The sequence below is a fragment of the Algoriphagus iocasae genome (assembly GCF_014206875.1).
Taxonomy (GTDB): Bacteria; Bacteroidota; Bacteroidia; order Cytophagales; family Cyclobacteriaceae; genus Algoriphagus; species Algoriphagus iocasae.
Window position 1 is genome coordinate 330264 of record NZ_JACIJO010000001.1, and the last position, 22599, is coordinate 352862.

The following is a 22599-nucleotide window of genomic DNA, read 5'->3' on the forward strand; positions in this document are numbered from 1 at the left end:
TTTTTAGTTAATTTAAGAAAGCACCTCGATGCGGTTAATTCTTGTTAATTTGGCTTGAAAACTTTAGATGTAGGATTAATATTTGGATCGATTTTCAGCTTAAAACGTTGAGGAATTATAATAAAAAACAAACAACATGAGCAAAAAGCAATTCTTTATAGGAATTATACTTGCCTCCCTCATTGGAGGTATAGTTGCCTTGGCAGGCGTGGGCTTTTTGATGCAGCCCCAAAGTGCCAATAATTTTGATGAAAAACAGAAAGCAAGTTTTGTAAGCTTGTTATCTGGTGAAGATTTTACTATCCCTGATGGGATTAATTTTGTGGCCTCCGCAGAGGTGGTTACGCCAGCGGTAGTCCATATTACCAGTGAAATATCCTACACGCAGTCTCCAAATAGAGGACAAAGAGATCCACTTCAGGAGTTTTTCGGACTACCTAGTCCGGAAGGAAGACAGCCGAGATCACCACAAGGAATGAGTTCCGGATCTGGTGTGATAATTTCTTCAGATGGTTACATTGTTACCAACAATCACGTGGTGGAGAATGCAACCAAAGTTGATATTACATTAGAAAATAATAAGAGGTATGTAGCCAAAGTAATCGGAACAGATCCTACTACTGACCTTGCCTTACTGAAAATTGAAGATACTAACCTTCCATTTGTGAAGTTTGGGGATTCAGATCAGACTAAAATCGGTGAATGGGTTTTGGCAGTAGGCAATCCTTTTAACTTGAATTCTACTGTTACTGCAGGTATTATTTCAGCGAAAGCGAGAAATATAAACATCCTTAAGGATGAAAATAAAATGCAGATTGAGTCATTCTTGCAGACTGACGCTGTTGTAAATCCAGGAAACTCTGGAGGTGCATTGGTGAATTTGGCTGGAGAACTGATCGGTATTAATACTGCAATTGCCACTCAAACAGGAACATTCAGTGGTTATTCTTTCGCAGTGCCAAGTACATTGGTGAAGAAAGTGATGGATGACTTGATGAAGTATGGAACTGTTCAAAGAGGTTTGCTTGGAGTAACTATTCAAAGTGTAAGTCCAGAACTAGCTGATTATTTAGATAAGGATTTTGGTGTCGACCAAGGTGTTTATGTAAGTGGTGTGAATGAGAATAGTGGTGGAATGGAAGCTGGACTGAAAGAAGGAGATATCATTATTGGAGTGGATGGTAAGCCAACTAACAATGTGTCTAATCTTCAGGAATTAGTAGCCAGAAAACGACCTGGTGATCAAGTGGAAGTTGAATATTTAAGAGATGGTAAGACCTATAAGGCTAAAGCTACTTTGAAGAATTTTGACGGTGATACTAAAATCATCAAAAAGGAAATCCCGAAAACATATGAGTTTGGAGGAATGGTTTTCGAAGAGTTGAAAAGTCAGGTAAAAGAAGGGTTGAGATTAAATGGCGGTGCCATGATCAGTGTAGTTGGAGAGTCCGAGTGGAGAGAAGCTGGCGCAAGACCTGGATTTATTATTACCTCAATCATCAGTGATGAAGGAAGAACTAGAATTAAATCTGTAGAACATCTGCTAGAAGTTTTAAATGAAAAATCTGGAGAAGATGTGGTAGTTCTTGGAATGTTCCAAGATGGTACAGAGTATTATTTTGAAGTGGAGTTAGATTAATTGTGATTGATTGATTGTTAAGACAGGCCGGTAATTTTATCGGCCTGTTTTTTTATGCCCAAACTCAGCTGACTTAATGATGGTTTGTAAGTATTTGACTATTTTGAAGGGTTAAATAAAACCATAAACCTATGAAAATAGCCTTCACCTTTTTTGGGAGAATTTTGATTTTGGCCTTATTGTCTTTTCAGGCATTTGGTCAGGTCGCAACCAATATTACCCCAATCGGAAAGCAGCCTTTACCTGGTATTTCTCAGGAAAGAATAGACCTGATCGATCAGATGCTTGAGGAAACAGTCAGTTCCAATCAAGTTCCCGGTTTAGTCGCAATGATTGTCAAAGATGGTAAAATCGTTTACCATGATGCAAAAGGACTTGCTGATGTGCCTTCAGGAACTGCTATGGCGGAAGATCAGATCTTTCGAATTGCTTCTCAAAGTAAAGCCATCACATCAACAGCTGTCATGATGCTTTGGGAAGAAGGAAAGATTGGACTGGATGATCCTATTTCCAGGTATATTCCTGAATTCAAAAACCCTCAAGTCCTGACAGGTTTTCGATATGGAGATACAACCTATTCCACCAGACCTGCCAGCCGTGAAATAAGAATTCGAGACTTGTTGACGCATACTTCTGGCTTGGGTTACGGGGTAATTGATGGCAATGAGCAAATGAAAATGATTTATCATAAAGCCGGAATAGTGGATTTGTTTACCACAGAGCCAGTGAAAATCTCTGATAATATCAAAAAGTTAGCAGCACTTCCTCTGCATCATGATCCAGGATCAAAATACACTTACAGTGAAGGATTGGATGTGATGGGGTATTTGATTGAAATCGTATCAGGAATGCCATTTGACCAATTCCTGAAAACCAGAATATTTGATCCACTGGGAATGAAAGACACCGGGTTTTATCTGAATGATGCTCAAGGTGAGCGCCTTGTTACTGTTCATAGAAAAGTAAATGGATCCTGGGAATCCTATCCAGTAACTTTTTACGATCCCAATTATCCTAAAACAGGTGCCAAAACATTCTTCTCTGGTGGAGCAGGCTTATCATCTACGGCTTTGGATTATGCTAAATTTCTACAGATGTATCTAAATGGAGGGACTTATAATGGCGTGAAGATTTTGAGTTCTACTACCATCAAAACAATCATGTCAAACCAAGTGGGTGATTTATTGGGAGATGGAGGAAAAGATTATGGTCTTGCATTTGGTCTGGTGGATGAGAATGGTGTTGCAAAAGGAGGAATTGGGAGTTTGGGAACCTTCGATTGGGGAGGTTATTTCAATACCCAATATTTTGCAGATCCAGTGACGAAGACCATCGGAATTTTGATGAAACAAACCCAGGGTGGAACAGGAGATCAGTCCAGCTGGAAATTTAGACAAATGGTTTTTTCAGCAATTGATTAAAAAAAATGGGTAACGAATTCGTTACCCATTTTTTTTAGATTTTATCCACTGCAAGTTTGTAGTTAGGATCCTCAATCACGTTGATGTCTATCAAAGTATCAGCGTTTTCAAGAAGCTTTCGACAGTCAGGACTAAGGTGTTTCAAGTGGATTTTTTTTCCGGCTTTCTGATATCTTTCTGTTATTTTATTTAACGCTTCGATCGCCGACATGTCCACGACTCTACTTTCAGCAAAATCCAAGATCACTTCTTCCGGATCATTTGCGACATCAAATTTTTCTGCGAATGCAGTAGTGGAAGCAAAGAAAAGAGGACCGAACATTTCGTAATGTTTGACACCATTTTCATCCACATATTTTCTTGCTCGGATTCTTTTGGCATTATCCCATGCAAAAAACAAAGCTGCTAAGATTACTCCCACTAAAACAGCCAATGCCAGATTATGAAGGAATGCCGTCACCAGAGTGACCAACACCATCAAAAACACATCCGATTTAGGCATTTTATTCCAAGTCTTTAAGCTCGCCCACTCAAAAGTACCGATGGAAACCATGATCATAAGACCTGTCAAAGCTGCCATTGGAACTTGCTCTATCAGACTTGAGCCAAACATGATGAAAACCAAAAGCATAACAGAGGCAACAATTCCTGAAAGTCTTGCTCTTGCCCCAGAGGAGATGTTAATCAAACTTTGACCGATCATCGCACAACCACCCATTCCTGAAAATACACCGGAAAGCATGTTTGCAATCCCCTGCGCAACAGCCTCTTTGTTACCTCTTCCTCTGGTTTCAGTGATTTCGTCAATGATATTTAAAGTCAATAAGCTTTCAATCAACCCCACGCCAGCTACAATCGCTGCATATGGGAAAATAATCTGTAAGGTCTCGAAGGTTAATGGAACTGCTGGCAAATGAAAAGGAGGGAAGCCTCCTTTGATGGCTGCCATATCGCCTACGGTTTTGGTGTCAATGTTTAGAAAAGTCACCAATCCGAAAACCACCAAAATGGCTGTTAAGGAAGCCGGTACGACTTTGGTGAGTTTAGGTAAGCCCCAGATGATCAACATTGTTAATCCTACTAGTGCCAATAGAATATACATGGTAGAACCAGTCAGCCAATTCCCCGAATTGTCTTTAAACTGGTCCAATTGTGACATGAAAATGATGATTGCCAATCCATTCACAAAACCAAAAATCACAGGGTGAGGAACCAATCTCATTAATTTTCCTAACCTCAAGGTTCCTGCGGCCACCTGAAGAATTCCTGCTAAAACCACAGCGGCAAATACATATTCTACCCCATGCGTTGCGGCTAATGTTACAATTACCACTGCCACAGCTCCAGTTGCACCAGAGATCATTCCCGGTCTACCTCCTAAAATCGAGGTGACTAATCCCATCATAAAGGCGGCATACAATCCTGTCAAAGGAGATAATCCCGCAATAAATGCGAAAGCAACCGCTTCAGGAATCAAGGCCATGGCCACAGTCAATCCAGAAAGGATTTCAGTTTTGTAATCAACGAGTTGACGGAAGTCAAATAAATTGAGATACTTTTTCATTGGATAGGTTTGAGGAACTCTTTAAAATACTTTTTAAAGAAGTTGGTGTTTTTTAGAGAGCCGCAAAGATAGATAAAAATGAACAAACCGAATTTTATTTGGTAATTGTGGCCAAAATTCTCTTAAAAAAACAAAAGAGGCTGTCTCATAATTGGTTTTTGTCACATTGAGCGAAGTCGAAATGTCGGTTATTCCCTTTCAAAAAGCCTTCGACTCCGCTCAGGCTGACAAATTTTAGACTTTTGAGACAGCCTCTTTTATTGAATGCAAATAGCTTACTTCACAAACAGAATTCCGATTCCAGCCTCTTGAACCAATTTATTGAATTTTGGGATTTCTTCTTGAATTAACCGATCTCCCTCTTCTTTCAATTTGTCCCATTCTTTTTCAAGTTCTGCTCTTCTCATTTTTGATCCTTCGTTGATCTTTGGGATAGAACTATTCGATTGATTGATCACATAGAAATAATTTGCCGTGAATTTGTTCGGGAAATTTTCCACATCATCATAGGCTTTTGATTTTCGCTGGATCATCGATTCATCCCATTCTTTTAGTGCTTTCATCAATTTTTGACCGGCTTCCTCGATGGTTGAGTAATCCGTTTTTCCTTTTATTTTTTTGAGGAAAGCGGCTAATTGATCTTGGTATTCTTTCTCTTTGTTGACCATGTCATGCATCAATGTGAGCTCTTGCTCCATGCTACCCATGAACTCATGGTATTCCTGATATTGTGAGTCACTGATTTCATACAAAGGGTTTTCTAAAATTACTCCTGTCGTTTCTGCGTTACCATTTTCAGTGGTCAGTAAGATCTTGTATTCACCAGGAATTGCAGAATGCCCGCTATAACTAGCTTCTATGTAGGCACCATCTACCCCAGGCAAGGTTGGGTATTTTAAATTCCATACAAATCGGTTGATCCCTTTCTTCTTTGGAAGCACCGGTTCAGGTGATGGTCCACCATCATAGGATTTAAAGTTTTCATCCTTTTTAGAAGTAAATGACCTGACAAATTCTCCTTTAGAATCTCGTATTTCCAAAGTCAGATCAGTAGAATCAGAAAAATCCTCGGGTAAATGGTAGTAGATGACCATGCCACTGGCCGGATTGACGCCTGCAAAATCATCAGTGCCATCAAAATTCTCAATATTGCCATTCATTCTACTGTACCAATTTCCCAAAATCACCTCATCAGGCTGATAAATTTGTGCTGCCTCTACTTCTTTTTGGGCTTCTCTCACCAAGTTTAAATCATCTAAAATCCAGAAGGATCTTCCAGCAGTGGCTACAATTAAATCGCCATGAGCTTGGATCAAATCAGTGATTGGGGTGATTGGAAGGTTCAACTGAAAGCTTTCCCAATTGGCGCCACCATCTCTGGATAGATACATGCCGGTCTCTGTTCCTGCATATAGCAAATCTTTTACTTTGGTATCTTCCCGGACCACTCTCGTGAAAGCTCCATAAGGAATGTTTGAGCTGATATTAGTCCAGGATTTTCCATAATTGGTTGTCTTATAGAGCCCAGGCGTTTTGTCATCAAACTTATACCGAGTGGTAGCAATATAAGCGGTTGCAGGATCATGCGGGGAAACTTCAATCGCATTGATCAGGCATTCTTCCAGACCTTTTGGAGTAACGTTTTCCCAATTTTCGCCCCCGTCTTTGGTTAGGTAAACGAAGCCATCGTCGGAACCAGTCCAGATATATCCTTTTTCGTGTGGGGATTCCTTGACATAGGCAAGTGTGCCGTAGTTTTCTGCTCCCACGGCCTCATTGGTGTATGGGCCGCCTCCATTTCCTTGTTTTTCATCTATATTTCTGGTCAAATCAGGAGAGATAACCTCCCAACTTGTTCCCATATCCTCAGTTTTGAGGAGGTATTGTGCGCCATGATAAAATGTGTTTTCTTCATGGACTGACCGGATAATTGGGGCGTTCCAGTTGAAAAGGTATTTCATGTCCCTTGCTTCTCTACCGAGATATTGAATGGGCTCAATCATGATATTGGTGCTCCCATTGGATTTCATGTCCAGAACTTCAATTGTTCCTAGATAACTTCCTCCTAAAACATAGCGTGGATCATCTGGGTCAAAGGCCAAAAATGCGCTTTCGCCTCCAGCGGCATAATTCCAATGTTCAGTAGTGATACTGCCTCTTCCTAATGCGAGACTATTGATGACAACAGAAGTATTGTCTTGCTGTCCACCGTAAATTCTATAAGGGAATTGATTGTCCACATTGACCCGGTAAAACTGGGCTGTTGGCATGTTTTCTTGTGTGGACCAGGTTTGAGCTCCATCAAATGAAATCGCTGCTCCACCATCATCGGCCAAAACCATGTTATTAGAATTTTTTGGATTGATCTAAAGGTCATGATAATCCCCATGAGCACTAGGAAGATTTTCCCAGGTTTTGCCACCGTCAATGGAGCGCAAAGCAGGCGCGCTCATGACATAGACGGTGTGCTCGTCATTAGGATCCGCGAAAACTTCAATGTAATACCAAGCTCTCTGTACCAGTCTGTTGTCGCCGCTAACCATTGACCAACTTTCGCCGGCATTATCAGAGACAAAAAGCCCGCCTTGGTCTTTGTTGGTATCTGATTCTATCAAAGCATAAACTTTGTTTGAGTTAGCTCTGGAGACAGAAATCGCCATTTTTCCTTTTTCCTCAGGAAGTCCTTTGTGAATTTTCTTCCAGGTTTTCCCTGAGTCGGTTGACTTATACAGCCCACTTCCTGGTCCGCCGCTAATCACTTTCCAAGGAACCCGCTGATGTTCCCACATGGCTGCATAAAGTATTTCCGGATAATTCATGTCCATGGACAATTCCACAGCTCCGGTCTTTTCATCTACAAATAATACCTGCTCCCAAGTTTTTCCCCCATCTATGGACTTGTAAATTCCTCTTTCCGGGTTTGGAGCATGGAGGGCACCTTGTGCGGCAACATAAACAATGTCTGGGTTGGTCGGATGAATCTGAATTCTGGAGATATGCTGGGTTTTTTCAAGTCCTAGCTTTTTCCATGTCTTTCCTGCGTCAGTAGATTTGTAAACCCCGTCTCCATGGGAGGTCATTACCCCTCTTGGCGCATGTTCACCCATTCCGACATAGACAATATTTGGGTTGCTTTCAGAAACTGCAATGGCTCCCACAGAAGAAGTGGTGAAAAATCCATCTGAGATATTTTTCCATCTCTGACCTGCATCGGTGGTCTTCCAGATTCCTCCTCCGGTATTTCCCATGAAATAGGTGAGTGGATCGCTAACAACTCCAGTTGCTGTTACTGATCTGCCTCCTCGAAAAGGACCGATGTTTCTGTATTTGATGGGGAGATCGGCTTTTTGGACTTCTTGTCCTAAGCAGATAAATCCTGTGAAAGCCAGGAAAAAGGTGAGTAAAAATTTCATGATTTGCTTGGTGGTTGAAGAGACAAAATACTTAAAAAGATTCAATTCATCCACCGAGTTGGGAAGCCAAAAAAAAAAGCAGCAAGGAGGGACCTTGCTGCTCTAAGTTGGTTTAGTTTATTAATTGTTTCCTCTTCGAGAGCTGCTACTTTGTGTAGAGGCAGAGGAAGTTGATTTTTTTGTAGGACTTGTTCTGCTATTTGTTCTTGGTGTAGAACTTGAAGTTCTAGAAGAACTGGAACCAGAAGATCTTACTGTTGGGCTGGACTGTCTGCTTTTTGTAGGCTGAGAAACTCTTCCTTGGCTACTTCCTTGAGATTGTTTTACAGAAGGTGAAGATTGAGTTCTTGACCCACCCTGAGGCCTTGCTTGTTGAGTTCTGGTATTTGGTTGAGAAACTTTACCAGAACTTTCTCTTCCAGTTGAAGATCTACTTGGAGAAGTCTGAGTCCTAGAGCTTGGTGCTTGTGTTTTTGGACTTTGGCTTCTAGTAGCAGGGCTGGTAGTTTTGGTTCTACCTTGCTCATAAGGTTTCGCTTCAAAACTTCCTCCGCTTCTAGATGGAGTGGCTTGTCTAGTGCCGCTATTTGATCTGCTTGGTGATGCCGATTCAGTTCTGGTGCTTGGTCTAGAAGCCGGATTGGCAGATCTAGAAGAAGGAGAAGAGGAAACGGTACCTCTGGCGTTTCTAGAAGGTGAAGTTGAATAGCTGTTTCTTGATTGAGCACGATTTGATTTCACTTGGTCGGCACTAGCTACTCTACTTGGTCTTGCTTCTACAGTTCTTCCTCTTGAAGCTGATAAATCAGGTCTGTATATTTCTACGCTATTTCTGGAAACAGAAGCTCTGCCAGGTGATTGGCTTCCTCTTACAGAATAAACTGGTACGGCACGCCTAGTCACTCTTTCCACTTCTCTTCTATTTGGTCCTGAGACGTAGCGGTTATTGTTGTAGACCACTGTGTTATTGATAACAGTCGTATTGTTGTAAATCCTCACCTTGGTTTTTCGCGGTGCGTAATAATTATAGGCATGGTGATGATAGATTCTATGTGATGGTATAAATACCCAGTGGAAGCTAGGGATATTTACTCGTACACTGATCGAAACACCAGGGCCAAGCGGAGCCCATCCGTAATAACCTCCACCAGTTCTCCAATTTACCCAAGCTGGTCCCCAGTCATAACCAGGTATCCAAGCCCAACTTTGGTAGTAATCGTCAAAGTACCAACGGCCGTAGTGAAATGGTGCCCATCCCCAATCGTAATAAGATACCCAAGTGTTTCCGTAATCAGTCATCATCCAATGACCATTAGATCCATAAGGGTGGAAATCGGCGCCTACAGCAGGTAGCCAGATGTATCCGTAATTCACGTCTTTTACCCAATCTCCATAAGGCATTAACTCATCGTAAAAAACCTGAAATGATACACCATAAGGGGTTTCGGCTTTTGATTGCGTAGGAGCAAACAAGCCGATGCCAAGCAAGAGGAATAAGATCCCCGCCATTCCTGTTTTTAAGTTTTTCTGTTTCATCGCTTTTGTGGTTTAGTTTGTTAAATGGTGTTGGAGGTTTTGGTGCTAGACGTTTTATCAATTTCATCAGTCACTGATAAGTAGATGCGATTTTTAATAAAAAGGCTGCATGCATACTAAAACCAAAATCATTCCAAGTTTTACTCTTTTATAAAATAAAATCATTTAAGGTTAAGTAACGGAGTGAATTATCAAAAAGTTAGGCATTAATTCTTAAGGTTATCTTAAATATAGAGATGGAAAAATCGTAATTAATTAAAAAAATTAATTAAGTATAAATTATCCCTACCATTTTTTTAAATAAAGTGGGGAGGCTAATCGACATTATTTTAAAGAAGTGCTTGTTTTAAAAACTATAAAAAGTAGAAATCAGTATGAAGAAGCCCGAAAAAAATAAATAAAAAAAAGCCATAAACTTTTGTCTATGGCTTTGATAAAACTCCAATTTCTTATTCAGAAGGCGGAGGAGATCTCCTTTTCATTACCAAACTATCAGCAGGGTAAGTGGCTTTTAGCATTGCCATTTGTTCTTTAGCCCAGTCGATTAGAATTTGCCTTTCCTCATCCGTCATTTTTGCTTCTGAATGTAGACCAAAATAGGTGTAAGAAGGTAGGGGCATTTCCTTTTCCTCCACCATTTCAATGGTTTCTTCCAACTTATGATTTTGGTAGGCCAAAGAGCGATTGATAAATTCAGAATAGTTTAAGTGTCCTTTCCCTTCTTTAATATGATCGTTTAGAAACAAACCGATTGGCTCAATATTGCTGTACCAAGGATATCTCGTAAGGTTCGAATGACAGTCGTTACAAGCATTTTTTAGGATCATATTGACATTGTCGGGAATGTTATAGGACTTCGAAATATGGTATGTGTCATCATTGCTGAGGTTTTTCTCGTAGGGGATAAATTGGATGGCAATTAAAATCACGAGAATGCCGATGGAGATTTTCTTTATCATAAGGCTGGGATTTAAAATATCTGATCAATATAAAATAAAATTACCTCTACTTTTCTTAAAAAACTCTTAAGACGATTTGTCCTGTTTGACTGATTTTTAGGCTTTTGGTTTAATTCTTGTCCTTAAATTCCCCAAAGATGTCGGCATGTTATTAGTTTTTACATCAAAAGAGTTAGAAAGAATCGTTGAGGAATTTTCTAAGAAAAGTCCCAAAATCGAATTTTTAGGGGGTAACCGTGTCAAAATCAAACAATCTGGAATCAGTATTTCTCTTTTTTTAACTGAAGTTCGGCCTAGGCAACTGACCTTTCTTTATAAAATGAGCTCTGTAGTCCACTTCTTTGTAGGGAAGTTTGTTGAATTGGACCGTCCAGGGATCATTTGGAATAAAGAGGAAAACAAAATCAGTTTAGATCTTGACCAATTGGTTCAAGATAAAAAGCTGGAAAATTTCTATATCCGACAGCTGCTATTCGATACAGAAAAGATGGTGGTTGATTTTGACCTCAAAGAAAAGTCTGTCGAGGTATGAACTAGCCAATTCTCTTTATTGTCATCATGTCCATAGCCCAGTTGGTTCTAGCCGCTGAAGTCCCCAAACTTGGACAAGTATCAGTTCCTAATAAATCTCCGACAATACTATCAATCAAAGGTTCTTGAATATGTGGAGGCAGTTCAAAATGAAATTTCTCAGCAGGTTTTCCATCAAGTTCCAAAGTGAATTCTCCTTTGCCAAATGTTTCAAATCGGATCATTCCTTTATTTCCATAAATAGTGACCTCGTCGATTTCAGCATTTTCTGAACTTGTAAAACACCAATTTCCGGTTCCCAGGACACCGCTTTCAAAGGCAAAACTTCCAACAACGATATCCTCAGCCTCATAAGCCTGGGCTTGATTGGATGAAAATCCGTCTGCATGTGTAATCGCTCCGAAGAAGAAATCCAAGAGATCCAATTGATGTGAGGCCAAATCGAAAAAATAACCACCACCCGCAATTTCAGGATCCACTCGCCAGTTATTGTCTAGATTTGCCACAATGGTTGGCTTCAAAACTTGTTTTAGGTTAATGTGAACAGTCCTGATTTCTCCCAAAATTCCCTGATCTATAATTTCTTTGATTTTGACAAAATGAGGAAGCGCTCTACGGTAATAGGCTACATAAAGAGGGACTTCAGCATCCCGACATGTTTGGATCATCCTCAAGCATTCTTCATGAGTCCTCGCCATCGGTTTTTCCACATAAACAGGTTTCCCAGCTGCAGCAGCTAATTTTGTTAATTCAAAATGCGCATAGGGTGGGGTAGCAATGTATATCGCATTTACTTCTGGGTCATTGATTAATTTTTCGGGATCAGTGTACCATTTGGAAACGCCATGCCTCGTTGCATAATCTTTTACTTTTTCCTCATCTCTCCGCATCACAGCAACTAGTTTGCTGTTTGGGACGATTTTCATAGCTGGAGCCGACTTTACTTCACAGACATTTCCTACGCCGACTACTCCCCAGTGAACTTCAGAATCTTTGATTTTCTTCATGATTTAAATTTAAACAATAGGCGATTAATAGGCAGGTTTAGACCTTTTTTGTTTCTTTTAGGAGGTCGAATTCCACTTTACCATGCCCATCCGGAGTGGTGTAAAATGGACGTCTTTCAATTTCATAATTCGTATCTGGAGCAATCCCCAAAGCATGGTAGATGGTCTGATGAATGCTGTCAATCTTGATTGGATTTTCAATGGTTTTACAAGGCCTTTCATCTGCTGTCTTTCCGAAAACATGGCCTCGTTTAACTCCTCCTCCAAAAAGCAACATAGAGCAACCATCTGTGAAATGGCGGTGCATTCCATAGTTTTTCATGTCATCGATAATGTCTGGTACTTCCACTTGATCTTTTACTTTGAGACCGGGTCGACCTTCTGTCAGCATATCACGGCTAAATTCACTTGCCACTATTACCAAAGTCCGATCAAGCTTTCCGCTTTCATCCAAGTCGGTAATCAACTGAGCAATGGGCGAGTCTATCATCTTTTTCATGTCCTTCAAGCGGGTATGACCATTGTCATGGGTATCCCATCCAAAGAATGGTTCGTATTCTGTGGTCACAGTGATATATCTAGCACCTTGATCGACAAGCCTTTTTGCTAAAAGACAGCCCAGTCCAAACTTGCTTGTGTTGTATTTTTCGTAACTCTGAGCTGGCTCTAGACTAAGATCAAAAGCTTTCGCCTCTGGAGAATTCAATAAGATATAGGCTTGCTCCATTGATCGTTTCAGCGATTCTTTTTGGTAATCACTTCCAAATTCGCCCATCGGTCCAGCAGCAATCAAATCCTCGTACAATTTATTTCTGGATTCAAATCTTTTGGTAGTCATTCCCACAGGTGGTCTTACACTGTCCAAACCGGCAGTCGGGTCAGGGATTAAAAAGGGTCCATATTCACTTCCCAAAAATCCTGCACTATGAAATGCTTTTAATTCTTCGCCTTCACCTACCGTGAACCGCTGACCAATATTGATAAAAGAAGGTATAACTGGGTTAAGAGGACCTTTTTCTTTAGAAATCCAAGATCCCAAATGTGGTACAACGACAGATTGTGGAGGTTCGTAGCAGGTATGAAAATGATATTGATGGCGAGTATGTAAAATATGTCCGAGATCAGCAGCAACATAGGATCTGATCAAAGTGCCTTTGTCCATGATTTTACCGATCGATTCCAGTCCTTCAGAAAAGTGAATTCCATCTAACACAGTCGGTACGCTTGGGAAAGTGCTCAATACTTCTTTTGATTCCATTCCTTTTCGAAATGGGGTATATTTTTTGGGGTCAAAAGTCTCTGTATGCGCCATTCCTCCAGCCATAAATAATAGAATGACCGAGTCGGCTGTGGAGGAAATTCCATTGCTTTTGCAAGAGCTCAATAAACTGGCAATAGGGGCCGCACCTGCCATGGTGGCGATCGCTGCTCCGCTGGTTCGCTTTAAAAACTCTCTTCTGTTAAATCCTTTCTTCATGAATTAATAGATAAGTTGGAATTCCGGAAGGAGCAAGACTGCCCACAGAAAATCCTGGATTTGTTCTTCTTCAGCTTTTGCTCCCAAGGCCTTTTTTGCCACTTCTTTTTCCTTTGGAGAAGGTTTTCTATTCAAAGCTTTCAAAAAGATCTCATCAGTCAAAGTATCAGTATTATCATAACTCTGTTTCCATCGCTTGGATCCAAGGATCAAAGCCGAGTCCAACTGAGTTCCATTGGTCAGTTCCAAAGCCTGCAAAAGGCTGGCTTGCGTGTCTCTACTAGTGGAAACGATTTCTCGATTCGGTCTCCCCAATGATTTCAGAAATGTGTTATTGGCGACAAAAGCAGCACGTACATAATTTTCTGGAGTTTCAGTTTCAGTACTCAATTCATCCGGTTTGTATTTTTGATCCTCTGGACCAAAAAGCGGATAAACAATGCCGCTTACCGCATCAGAAAATTGCTCGGCAGTCAATCTTCTTCTTACCATGCCTGTAAACTGGAAATCCTCAGCGATTAATTTGTCTCGGGAATCAACACTGATAGATTCTGATTGGTAAATCTTTGAAGTAGCGATCAACTGGATCAATCGCTTGATGTCATAACCATTCTCGACAAAATCTGAGGCAAGCCAATCCAGTAAATCCTGACTCCAAGGTTCGTTGTCCATTTCATCAACTGGCTCCACAATTCCTCTGCCCATCATCTGCTTCCAGATTCGATTCACCAGAGTTCGGTACATTCTACCATTCGCTGGCTGCACCAGATTTTCAGCCAATTGCTTTAGTTTTTCTGATCGATTGGCAGCTGAGTCAATCTCACCCAGTTCTTCCCAAAGGATTCTGGTTTTGGCCATTTTACCAGTTGGTTGCTCACATCGACTGATTTCTAAAGTGGAGTCTGCGAAAATATTTGCAAAAGCATAGGATTGCTCGAGTTTCCAGTCCGAGATAAACGAGTCATGACAGGAAGCACATTTTAGGTTCAAACCTAAAATAACCTGTCCCACATTTTGAGCGGCTTGCATTTCTGTTCGCTGACTGGCATTGACAGTTCCTCTCCAGCGAATGCCTTCGATAAATCCCTTCGATTTTTCTGTAGGGTTCAAAAGCTCTTTTACAAATTGGTCATATGGCTTGTTTGCTTCGATTGATTTATATAGCCAATCCGTGATGTTGAAGCGGCCATTTGTAATGTAGCCTGTACCGGTATAATCATTTCTTAGCGCATCATTCCAGAAAGTCAACCAATGAGCGGCATATTCTTTATTTTTAGAAAGCAATCTCTCAACCCAAATCTCCCTTTTTTTAGGGTTTTGATCTGCTAAAAATGCAGCTTGTTGCTCAGGACTTGGGATTAAGCCTATGATATCCAAATAGATTCTTCTTAAGTAAGTTGGATCGTCGACGATGCCTTTCCATTCAAGGCCATTTTCCGCAAAATACTGGTCTACCCAAAGGTCAATTGGATTGCTAAGATTGTTCTTTTCTGAAGGTAATTGAGGGTTTCTAGGTGCGAGTTCAGCAACTCGAAACATACTTGGATTTGCGGCTCCATCCGGCCAAGGAGCTCCTTTTTCGATCCAAAGTGCCAGTAATTCCTTCTCCTGATTACTTAGAAGTTCTCCTTTGGAAGGCATGACATCTTTGTGTCCCTTTTTTAAATTAATCCTCCGGATAAGCTCACTTCCAGAAGGATTTCCAGGGGTTAGAACTTCGCCATTTTCGCCTCCGGCAAAAACAAATTCTTTTTCATCCAATCTTAATTCCCCTTCAATTTTGGCTCCGCTATGGCATTTGTAGCAGTTATGTGCCAAAACCATCCGAACTTCTCCGATCAGTTTCATTTCCTTTTCCGGGGAAAGTTCAGATTGATAAGAAGCTAAGTCAATCTCCATTTTTTCTATGGATGAATCCTCAGAATTGAAGGGTAAAACTTCCGTTAAGAAATCCTCTCCGTGCGTCAAAGAGCCGCCATAATGGCCAGTAAGCCCAACTGCAAAAGCAGTGAAAAACAAAGAGATTCTGTAAATGGAGATCAATTTTTTTGAAGCAGACTTATCTGCTTTCAAAAGAAGAAAGAGTAGTAAGGCACTTAAAATCGATGTGCCAATTCCCAATTGTTTATGTAAATCCAGGATACTTCCTGTTGTTCCTTCGGATTCTGCCAATAGCCAGCCGAAAATCGCAGAAAGAATAGCGCTGACAGTGCCTATAAGTATTAGAAAATGGATTCCTGCTCTGAATTTCGATTTGAAGTTCCGTAATGAAAAAAGCTCCAATACCGCGGCAACGATAATAAGAGCAATCGGGAAATGGACAATAAGAGGATGTAGCCTTCCCAAAAAAGACCATAGCCAAAATTGACTCTCCTCTGAGGTAGCTAATTCTTGACTGAATCCAGAATTGGACAGAAAGAAAAGAGTCACCAAAAGGAATGATTTAAGAAAGGATTTTATGAGGTTAGAAGGCATTCTTAATTCAATTCACCTGTTTTTAATTGTCAGGGTGAATGTCCAGAATTATCATCCTATTTGATAAGAGATTAATTTCCTTGGACATTTCAACCAAAAAATAAGGGTTTTAATGGATTAAGCTATCCTGATGAAGGAGTCTTTTGATAAATGGGTGAAAAAAGAAAACCGGGATTGAGGTCGATTTCAATCCCGGTTGGTAAAATTTGATTCGCTGTAAAGGCGATTTATAAAATGGATCGAACCAAGCCACCTTCTACTCGAATGGCCGCTCCATTAGTGGCCGATGCCAAAGGACTTGAGAAATATACCACTGTGTCCGCTACTTCTTCTACCGCCGCAAAACGCTGAATTAAAGAAGTAGGTCTCATGTTTTTGAAGAAATCTGTTTCTACTTCTTTAGTAGAAATGTTTCCTGATTTTGCCAGATCTTCTATAAATGCCCCAACTCCTTTAGATTTTGTTGGGCCTGGAAGAATAGAATTGACAGTGACATCTGTCCCTTTGGTAAGTTCGGCTAAGCCTCGGCTTACGGCAATCTGAGCTGTTTTGGTCATTCCGTAATGAATCATCTCATCTGGAATGAATACTCCGGATTCACTGGAAATAAAGATGATTCTCCCCCAGTTTTTAGAAAGCATTTTTGGGAAATAATGCCTTGCTAAACGGATTCCGCTCATGACATTTATTTCAAAGAATCTGAACCAATCTTCGTCCGGAATTTCTTCAAAAGCTTTAGGTTCAAAAATCCCTGTGTTGTTAATCAAAATATCCACTTCTGGGAGAGCTTCCAAAAGACGGTTGACTTCCTCAACTTTTCCAAAATCCGCCGCGATACCACTTACTTTATTGCTACCGGTAGCTTTTTTTAATGCTTCGACTGCCTGATCGACAGTTTCTTGACTTCTTCCATTGAGGATTACTTCTGCTCCCTCTTTCAAAAATCTCTCTGCAATTGCATAGCCGATACCTGCAGTAGATCCACTGATAAAGGCTTTTTTGTCTGCTAATTTTAAATCCATGTGTTTGTAAAATAATAGGTTTTAGAAAAATGGTGCCTTTTTTTCACCTGTTGAGTTAACCCATACGAACCCGATATAATTCGGGAAATATCATTTTTTTCTTATTAGGCTATTCTATTATCTCCACCATCCCTGTTGCTTTCTGATATAAACAATCTGGCCTGTATGATAGGCATTATGAGATGCGATGTTTGCCAAAGTTTCGCTCCAACCTTCTAGCTGTTTGCCTTCCATTTTTCTACTTTCTGTTTCGATTTCTGTCAGGATTTGATCTAGCTTTTTCACCATTTCTATCCATTCTTCTTCAGAGATTTCGCTGAAAGTTGCGTCATTGTCACCGCTAAAATCAGTTACTGTCTCACCCTTGATGCCTTTTAATAATCGTTCATTCCAAAAGACTAAATGGGAAACCAGTTGTGCTATGGAGTGATTTCCGGAATCATCATGCCAGTTTGCCTTTTCAGCAGTGAGTCCTTCTGTGGCCACATTGACGGGAGCAAACCAATTTTCTACCGAATGGGAATACTGAAGTTGTTTTACCAAGAATTCATTGGTCGTTTGCGCAGAAAGCGTCATCACTTGAGCCAGTGAGAATAGGAGGGTTGCCAGGAAGAATTTCATAGAGGGTATATTTTTCTGTGGAATTGAAAATTGCTTTTCCAAAGTACAAAAAATAAACCCTTCCAAAACGAGTTTGAAAGGGTTTAGTGAATTAAGAATTTGCATTCATTACATTTCCCAGCCCGGTCTGTAGGTTCTGGTTACGAATTGATTAGCATCTTCAAAATTGGTGATTCTCAAGTTGTCACCATCCCAAAGAAGCTTCTTACGACCGTAGAATTCCATCTGGCCTTTTGCATTTTCTTTTCTAAGCATATAGCTTCTGATTGCAAGATTACCCATCAAAACAGTTTCGGTCATTGGTCCTGCATAGTCAAAAGAAGAAGTCAAACCTTTGTGTTCTGTACTTCCATATCCAGCTTTACAAGCATCCACCCAAAGTCTTTGGTGTCCATATTCTGGCTCATCATTTGGCTCGGTTTGAGGACCAAATTCTTGTGTACCATCATTTAGGTAAAGCTTTGGCATCAAAGGAGAAGAGTCATTGATGTTTGTAGAAATGATTCCTTTTTCTCCGATAATCAAAACACCATTGGCAGAATTTGCGCCACCGATATCATGATCAGCAGGGATAATGTCAGGGTGAGCAGGGCGGATGCCTCCGTCACTCCATGTCATATTAATAGGAGATTTACTTTTTGGAGTAGCTGCAAAATTCAAAGAAATGAAGGAAGAAGCTGGGCAACCATCTGGGTGGTAATCTGGAGTCCACATTTGGCTATAAACAGATCCCACAGAACATTCTGCATCGGTAGGATAATGAAGTCCCAAGGTTCTGAAAGGAATATCAATCAAATGGCATCCTACATCACCCAAAGCGCCGGTACCATAATTCCACCAACCTCTCCAGCTGAATGGAGCTAATCCTGGAGTATATGGGATTTCTGGAGCTGGGCCTAACCACAGATCCCAATCCAAAGCACTTGGTTTAGCACTTGGTTCTGGTTTTGGGAAAGGTCCTCCTTGTGGCCATACTGGACGGTTAGTCCAAACTTCTACTTTGGATATTTTACCGATTCGATCTTTATCGATCCATTCTTGAACCAAGTTAAGAAGCGGGTTAGATCCACCTTGGTTACCCATTTGGGTAACTACTTTTTGTGTTCTTGCCATCTCAGTAAGCATTCTTGCTTCTTTGATGTTGTGAGTCATTGGCTTTTGCACATAGACATGCTTGCCTCTTTCCATGGCATATTTAGCCGCAGGGCCATGCACGTGATCTGGAGTCGAGATAGTTACTGCGTCAATGTCTTTTTCAGTGTCAAGCATTTTGCGGAAGTCCGCATAAAGTTTTGCGTCAGGGAATCTCTCTACAGAAGCTTTAGCAGATCCGGAAAAATCCACATCACATAGAGCGACTACTCTTTCTCTGCCATTGACAGATGCATTTCTGATATCACTGGCTCCTTTTCCTCCTGCTCCAATGGCTGCGAGGTTTAGTTGATCAGAAGGCGAAGTAAAGCCAACGCCCCCTAGAACATGTCTTGGTACAATAAAAAATGAGGAGGCAATCGCAGCATTCTTTATAAAATCCCGGCGGGTTTGACCTTCAGAATTTTTCTTGGGGTTTTTCATGTGAGTATTATAGTTTTTCAGTGGGTTCATGTGATCTCGCATTTAAAAACATCCCAATAAGTGATGATTTTCATAATGCTCAATTTCATGGGTTTTGAATTAGGTTAAATAAGTGAATGTAAAATAGGAATTTATCTTTTTGATTGAATCCTGTTTGTCTTTAAAGTGGTATTCTTTGATGATTAACGGTATAAGGAGTTTTTTTATTCTTTTGAGCTGTTTTGCGTAAGTAGGGTAAAAATCTCTGTCTTTTCTTACATCTTTTTGTAGATGAGTAAAATCCTGGTTTTGATTTAGGTTGTTCGAGTTCTATTTTTTGATGAATGGGCAAAAATCGGTTTAATATGACAAATAATTGATTTGTGTGAATTCAGAATAAAATATCAAGAAAGAGGAAGAAATCAGGATAATGCAGGTGGGCAAAGCGTATTTTTCAGACTTTCTTTGAATATATTGAAGGAAGTAAGCGAATAATTTAAAGTTTCAACCAGCCAGAAATGAAAATTGGAGTTTTAAAAGAGACAAAAGAGCATGAAAAAAGGGTGGCTCTGAGTCCAGATGTAATCAAACTTTTAGTCAAAAAAGAATTTGAAGTACTTGTAGAAACTGGAGCTGGAGAAAGCTCATATTTTTCCGATAAAGACTATCAAGAAGTAGGTGCAACTATAGCTTCTAAGGATCAGGTTTTTGAGGCAGACGTACTTTTAAAGGTGAATATTTTCACTCTTGAAGAAGTTGGAAAGATGAAATCTGGTGGTGCATGCATTTCCCTGATGTATGCATACAATCATCCGGAAGTCCTTGATGCGATGAATCAAAAATCCATTATGTCTTTCTCAATGGATGCTGTGCCGAGGATTTCCCGTGCTCAGAAAATGGATGCTTTGAGTTCCCAAGCGAATCTCGCAGGATATAAATCTGTGATCTTGGGATCGAATTATTTGGGTAAGATATTCCCTTTGATGATGACCGCTTCCGGTACGATCACCCCTGCCAAAGTTTTGATTTTTGGTGCTGGGGTTGCTGGCTTGCAGGCGATTGCAACAGCGAAAAGACTAGGAGCAATTGTGGAGGTTAGTGATGTGAGGCCTGAAACCAAAGAGCAGGTAGAATCCCTTGGAGGTAGATTTCTGATCGTGGAAGGAGCAGAAACTGTGAAAGTGGAAGGTGGCTATGCTGCGGAAGTTTCTGAAGAGTTTCTGCGAAAGCAAAAGGAGTTAATCCAAAGTAAAATCAAAGAAACTGATTTGGTAATAACCACTGCTTTGGTAATGGGTAAAAAGTCGCCGATTCTAGTGACTGAAGAAATGGTGAAAACGATGAAGCAAGGAGCGGTAATCGTGGATATGGCTGTGGAGTCAGGAGGAAATTGTGAGATTTCCGAAAAGGATAAAATCGTGGTAAAACACGGTGTTACCATCATCGGCGAATCTAATTTACCCGCTTTGCTTCCAACCAATGCAAGTCAGCTGTATGCGACAAACATCAGCACCTTGTTATTGCATCTTGCTTCTAAAGATGGCTTTAACCTAGACCGTGAAGAAGAAATCACAAAAGGTGTTTTGATCACATATGAGGGTAAAACAGTGCATGAATTCACCAAGAAAATTTTAAATAACCAGTAAAACCTTTTCAATTATGAGCTCAGAAGCATTAATAATTCTGATTTATATACTTGTTCTGGCAAGTTTCTTAGGGTTTGAACTCATCGCCAAAGTTCCTCCCACCTTACATACACCTTTGATGTCAGGTTCGAATGCGATTTCGGGAATTACCATCGTAGGAGCACTTTTGGCCTGCAACGAAATGGGATATACCACCCTCAGTAAATGGTTAGGAATGGTCGCCTTGGTTTTAGCCACAATCAATGTGGTAGGCGGATACACTGTGACCGATCGTATGCTTAAAATGTTTAAGAAGAAATGAGTATTTCAATACAAATAGCCTATTTGATAGCCTCGATCTTATTTGTATTGGGGATCAAAATGATGAATAAAACCAAGTCAGCAAGACAAGGAAACCGTCTTTCTGCATTGGGGATGTTTATTGCCATCGTAGCAACTTTGCTACAGATTGAAGTGATTTCTTTGGTTGAGATTTTTGGATGTATAGTCCTTGGATCTGCCATTGGCCTCTATTATGCCAACAAAGTAGAAATGACCAAAATGCCTGAAATGGTTGCGCTGTTCAACGGATTCGGTGGTTTGGCCTCTTTTTCTGTTGCCTTGTCTGATTATTTCCTGCGCACTGAAGTCAATATGGAATCCATTGAGTTGGTAACGGTCATCAGTATCATCGTTTCAGTTTTTATCGGTGGTGTGACCTTTACTGGTTCTATTATAGCATTCTTGAAACTAAACGGTAATATTTCTGGATCGCCAATTACTTTCAAAGGCCAGCATCCTTTGAACTTGGTTCTTTTTCTAAGTTTTCTTGCTGCTGCAACTTACACCGTAATTGATCAATCTGATCCGATTTTAATCATTGCTCTGATCGTTATTTCTTTGATTTTGGGAGTTCTTACAGTGATTCCAATCGGTGGGGCAGATATGCCTGTTGTGATTTCTTTGTTGAATTCCTATTCTGGAATGGCTGCCTGCGCCACAGGTTTTATTCTGAACAATAATGTACTGATCGTAGCAGGTTCGCTGGTAGGAGCTTCGGGGATAATTCTGACGCAGATCATGTGTAAAGCAATGAATAGATCTCTGGTCAATGTATTGCTGGGAGGTTTTGGTCAGACGGTTTCTGCTGGTGCAGAAGATGGACCAGCGATTACTGTAAAAGAAATCGGAGTGGAAGAAACTGCCATGTTATTTGATTCTGTTTCCTCTGTGATTGTTGTTCCAGGTTATGGAATGGCCGTGGCTCAGGCGCAACACGTAATTCGAGAACTGATGGAGCAATGCGAAAAACGAAATATCGATTTCAAATTTGCGATCCATCCAGTTGCAGGAAGAATGCCAGGACACATGAATGTGCTTTTGGCGGAAGCCAACATCTCTTACGATAAGCTGATAGAGATGGAATCTATCAATGATGATTTTCCAAATACCGATTTGGTATTGATCGTGGGAGCTAATGATGTGGTCAATCCAGCAGCCAGAAACAACCCACAAAGCCCGATTTATGGAATGCCAATCTTGAATGCCGACAAAGCCAGAACGGTAATAGTCAGCAAGAGAAGCATGGGTAAAGGCTATGCCGGTGTCGAAAATGAGCTCTTTGGCTATCCAAATTGTCTGATGCTATTCGGTGATGCTAAGCAGACCATCACTAAAGTAGTTTCAGAAATGAAAGAAATGTAATTATCTATCTCAAACCTATATACCTGGGCTACCTGATTTTCGGGTAGCCTT

At 40.6% G+C, this 22599-nt stretch carries 15 protein-coding genes and 1 pseudogene; 6 read left to right on the top strand and 10 right to left on the bottom strand.

Annotation, left to right across the window (positions count from 1 at the left end; genetic code table 11):
* The first annotated feature begins 136 nt into the window (after positions 1-136).
* Entirely contained in the window at positions 137-1639 is a 1503-nt protein-coding gene (locus FHS59_RS01440) for a S1C family serine protease (protein WP_184492637.1), read from the top strand.
* Positions 1640-1770: 131 nt separating this feature from the next.
* Positions 1771-3060, top strand: a complete 1290-nt coding sequence (locus FHS59_RS01445; RefSeq protein ID WP_184492638.1) for a serine hydrolase domain-containing protein — start codon at positions 1771-1773, stop codon at positions 3058-3060.
* A gap of 34 nt (positions 3061-3094) precedes the next feature.
* Here FHS59_RS01445 and FHS59_RS01450 read toward each other — a convergent pair whose 3' ends face one another.
* The 4 genes and pseudogenes from FHS59_RS01450 to FHS59_RS01465 all read right to left on the bottom strand — a co-directional run bounded on the left by FHS59_RS01450 (position 3095) and on the right by FHS59_RS01465 (position 10532).
* Positions 3095-4624, bottom strand: coding sequence for a SulP family inorganic anion transporter (locus FHS59_RS01450; RefSeq protein WP_184492639.1), 1530 nt, complete (start codon positions 4622-4624; stop codon positions 3095-3097).
* A 275-nt stretch (positions 4625-4899) separates the two neighbouring features.
* Positions 4900-8037: pseudogene (locus FHS59_RS01455) on the bottom strand (VPS10 domain-containing protein).
* A 120-nt stretch (positions 8038-8157) separates the two neighbouring features.
* A complete protein-coding gene (locus tag FHS59_RS01460; protein ID WP_246388252.1) occupies positions 8158-9573 on the bottom strand; it encodes a DUF6600 domain-containing protein in 1416 nt (471 codons plus the stop codon).
* A 449-nt stretch (positions 9574-10022) separates the two neighbouring features.
* Complete coding sequence (locus FHS59_RS01465) at positions 10023-10532, bottom strand: heme-binding domain-containing protein (RefSeq protein WP_184492640.1); 510 nt, start codon at positions 10530-10532, stop codon at positions 10023-10025.
* A gap of 145 nt (positions 10533-10677) precedes the next feature.
* Between FHS59_RS01465 and FHS59_RS01470 the strand changes: the two genes are divergently transcribed.
* Positions 10678-11064, top strand: coding sequence for a hypothetical protein (locus FHS59_RS01470; RefSeq protein ID WP_184492641.1), 387 nt, complete (start codon positions 10678-10680; stop codon positions 11062-11064).
* Between the two features lies 1 nt (position 11065).
* On the opposite strand, the gene FHS59_RS01475 is transcribed toward FHS59_RS01470, so the two are convergent.
* The 6 genes from FHS59_RS01475 to FHS59_RS01500 form a co-directional block, all read right to left on the bottom strand.
* Positions 11066-12070 carry a Gfo/Idh/MocA family protein gene (locus tag FHS59_RS01475; RefSeq protein ID WP_184492642.1) on the bottom strand — a complete coding sequence of 335 codons (1005 nt, stop codon included), beginning with the start codon at positions 12068-12070 and terminating at the stop codon, positions 11066-11068.
* A 37-nt stretch (positions 12071-12107) separates the two neighbouring features.
* Positions 12108-13547, bottom strand: a complete 1440-nt coding sequence (locus FHS59_RS01480) for a DUF1501 domain-containing protein (RefSeq protein WP_184492643.1) — start codon at positions 13545-13547, stop codon at positions 12108-12110.
* 3 nt (positions 13548-13550) lie between these two features.
* On the bottom strand, positions 13551-16022 hold the full coding sequence (locus FHS59_RS01485) for a DUF1549 domain-containing protein (RefSeq protein ID WP_184492644.1): 2472 nt from the start codon (positions 16020-16022) through the stop codon (positions 13551-13553).
* A gap of 227 nt (positions 16023-16249) precedes the next feature.
* On the bottom strand, positions 16250-17044 hold the full coding sequence (locus FHS59_RS01490) for an SDR family NAD(P)-dependent oxidoreductase (RefSeq protein WP_184492645.1): 795 nt from the start codon (positions 17042-17044) through the stop codon (positions 16250-16252).
* Between the two features lie 117 nt (positions 17045-17161).
* Positions 17162-17665 carry a DinB family protein gene (locus FHS59_RS01495; protein ID WP_184492646.1) on the bottom strand — a complete coding sequence of 168 codons (504 nt, stop codon included), beginning with the start codon at positions 17663-17665 and terminating at the stop codon, positions 17162-17164.
* Positions 17666-17773: 108 nt separating this feature from the next.
* The gene (locus FHS59_RS01500; protein WP_184494456.1) at positions 17774-19240 is read right to left on the bottom strand and encodes a Gfo/Idh/MocA family protein; all 1467 of its coding nucleotides are present in this window, start codon (positions 19238-19240) and stop codon (positions 17774-17776) included.
* A 497-nt stretch (positions 19241-19737) separates the two neighbouring features.
* Here FHS59_RS01500 and FHS59_RS01505 point away from each other — a divergent pair, with 497 nt between their 5' ends.
* From FHS59_RS01505 to FHS59_RS01515, 3 genes are read left to right on the top strand one after another with little or no spacing between them, the layout of a single operon-like run.
* Positions 19738-20865: a Re/Si-specific NAD(P)(+) transhydrogenase subunit alpha gene (locus FHS59_RS01505; protein ID WP_184492647.1), complete on the top strand. Its 1128-nt coding sequence runs from the start codon at positions 19738-19740 to the stop codon at positions 20863-20865.
* A gap of 13 nt (positions 20866-20878) precedes the next feature.
* Positions 20879-21166, top strand: a complete 288-nt coding sequence (locus tag FHS59_RS01510) for an NAD(P) transhydrogenase subunit alpha (RefSeq protein ID WP_086501027.1) — start codon at positions 20879-20881, stop codon at positions 21164-21166.
* On the top strand, positions 21163-22548 hold the full coding sequence (locus FHS59_RS01515) for an NAD(P)(+) transhydrogenase (Re/Si-specific) subunit beta (RefSeq protein WP_184492648.1): 1386 nt from the start codon (positions 21163-21165) through the stop codon (positions 22546-22548). Before FHS59_RS01510 ends, FHS59_RS01515 begins: the two co-directional genes overlap by 4 nt.
* Positions 22549-22599 lie beyond the last annotated feature (51 nt).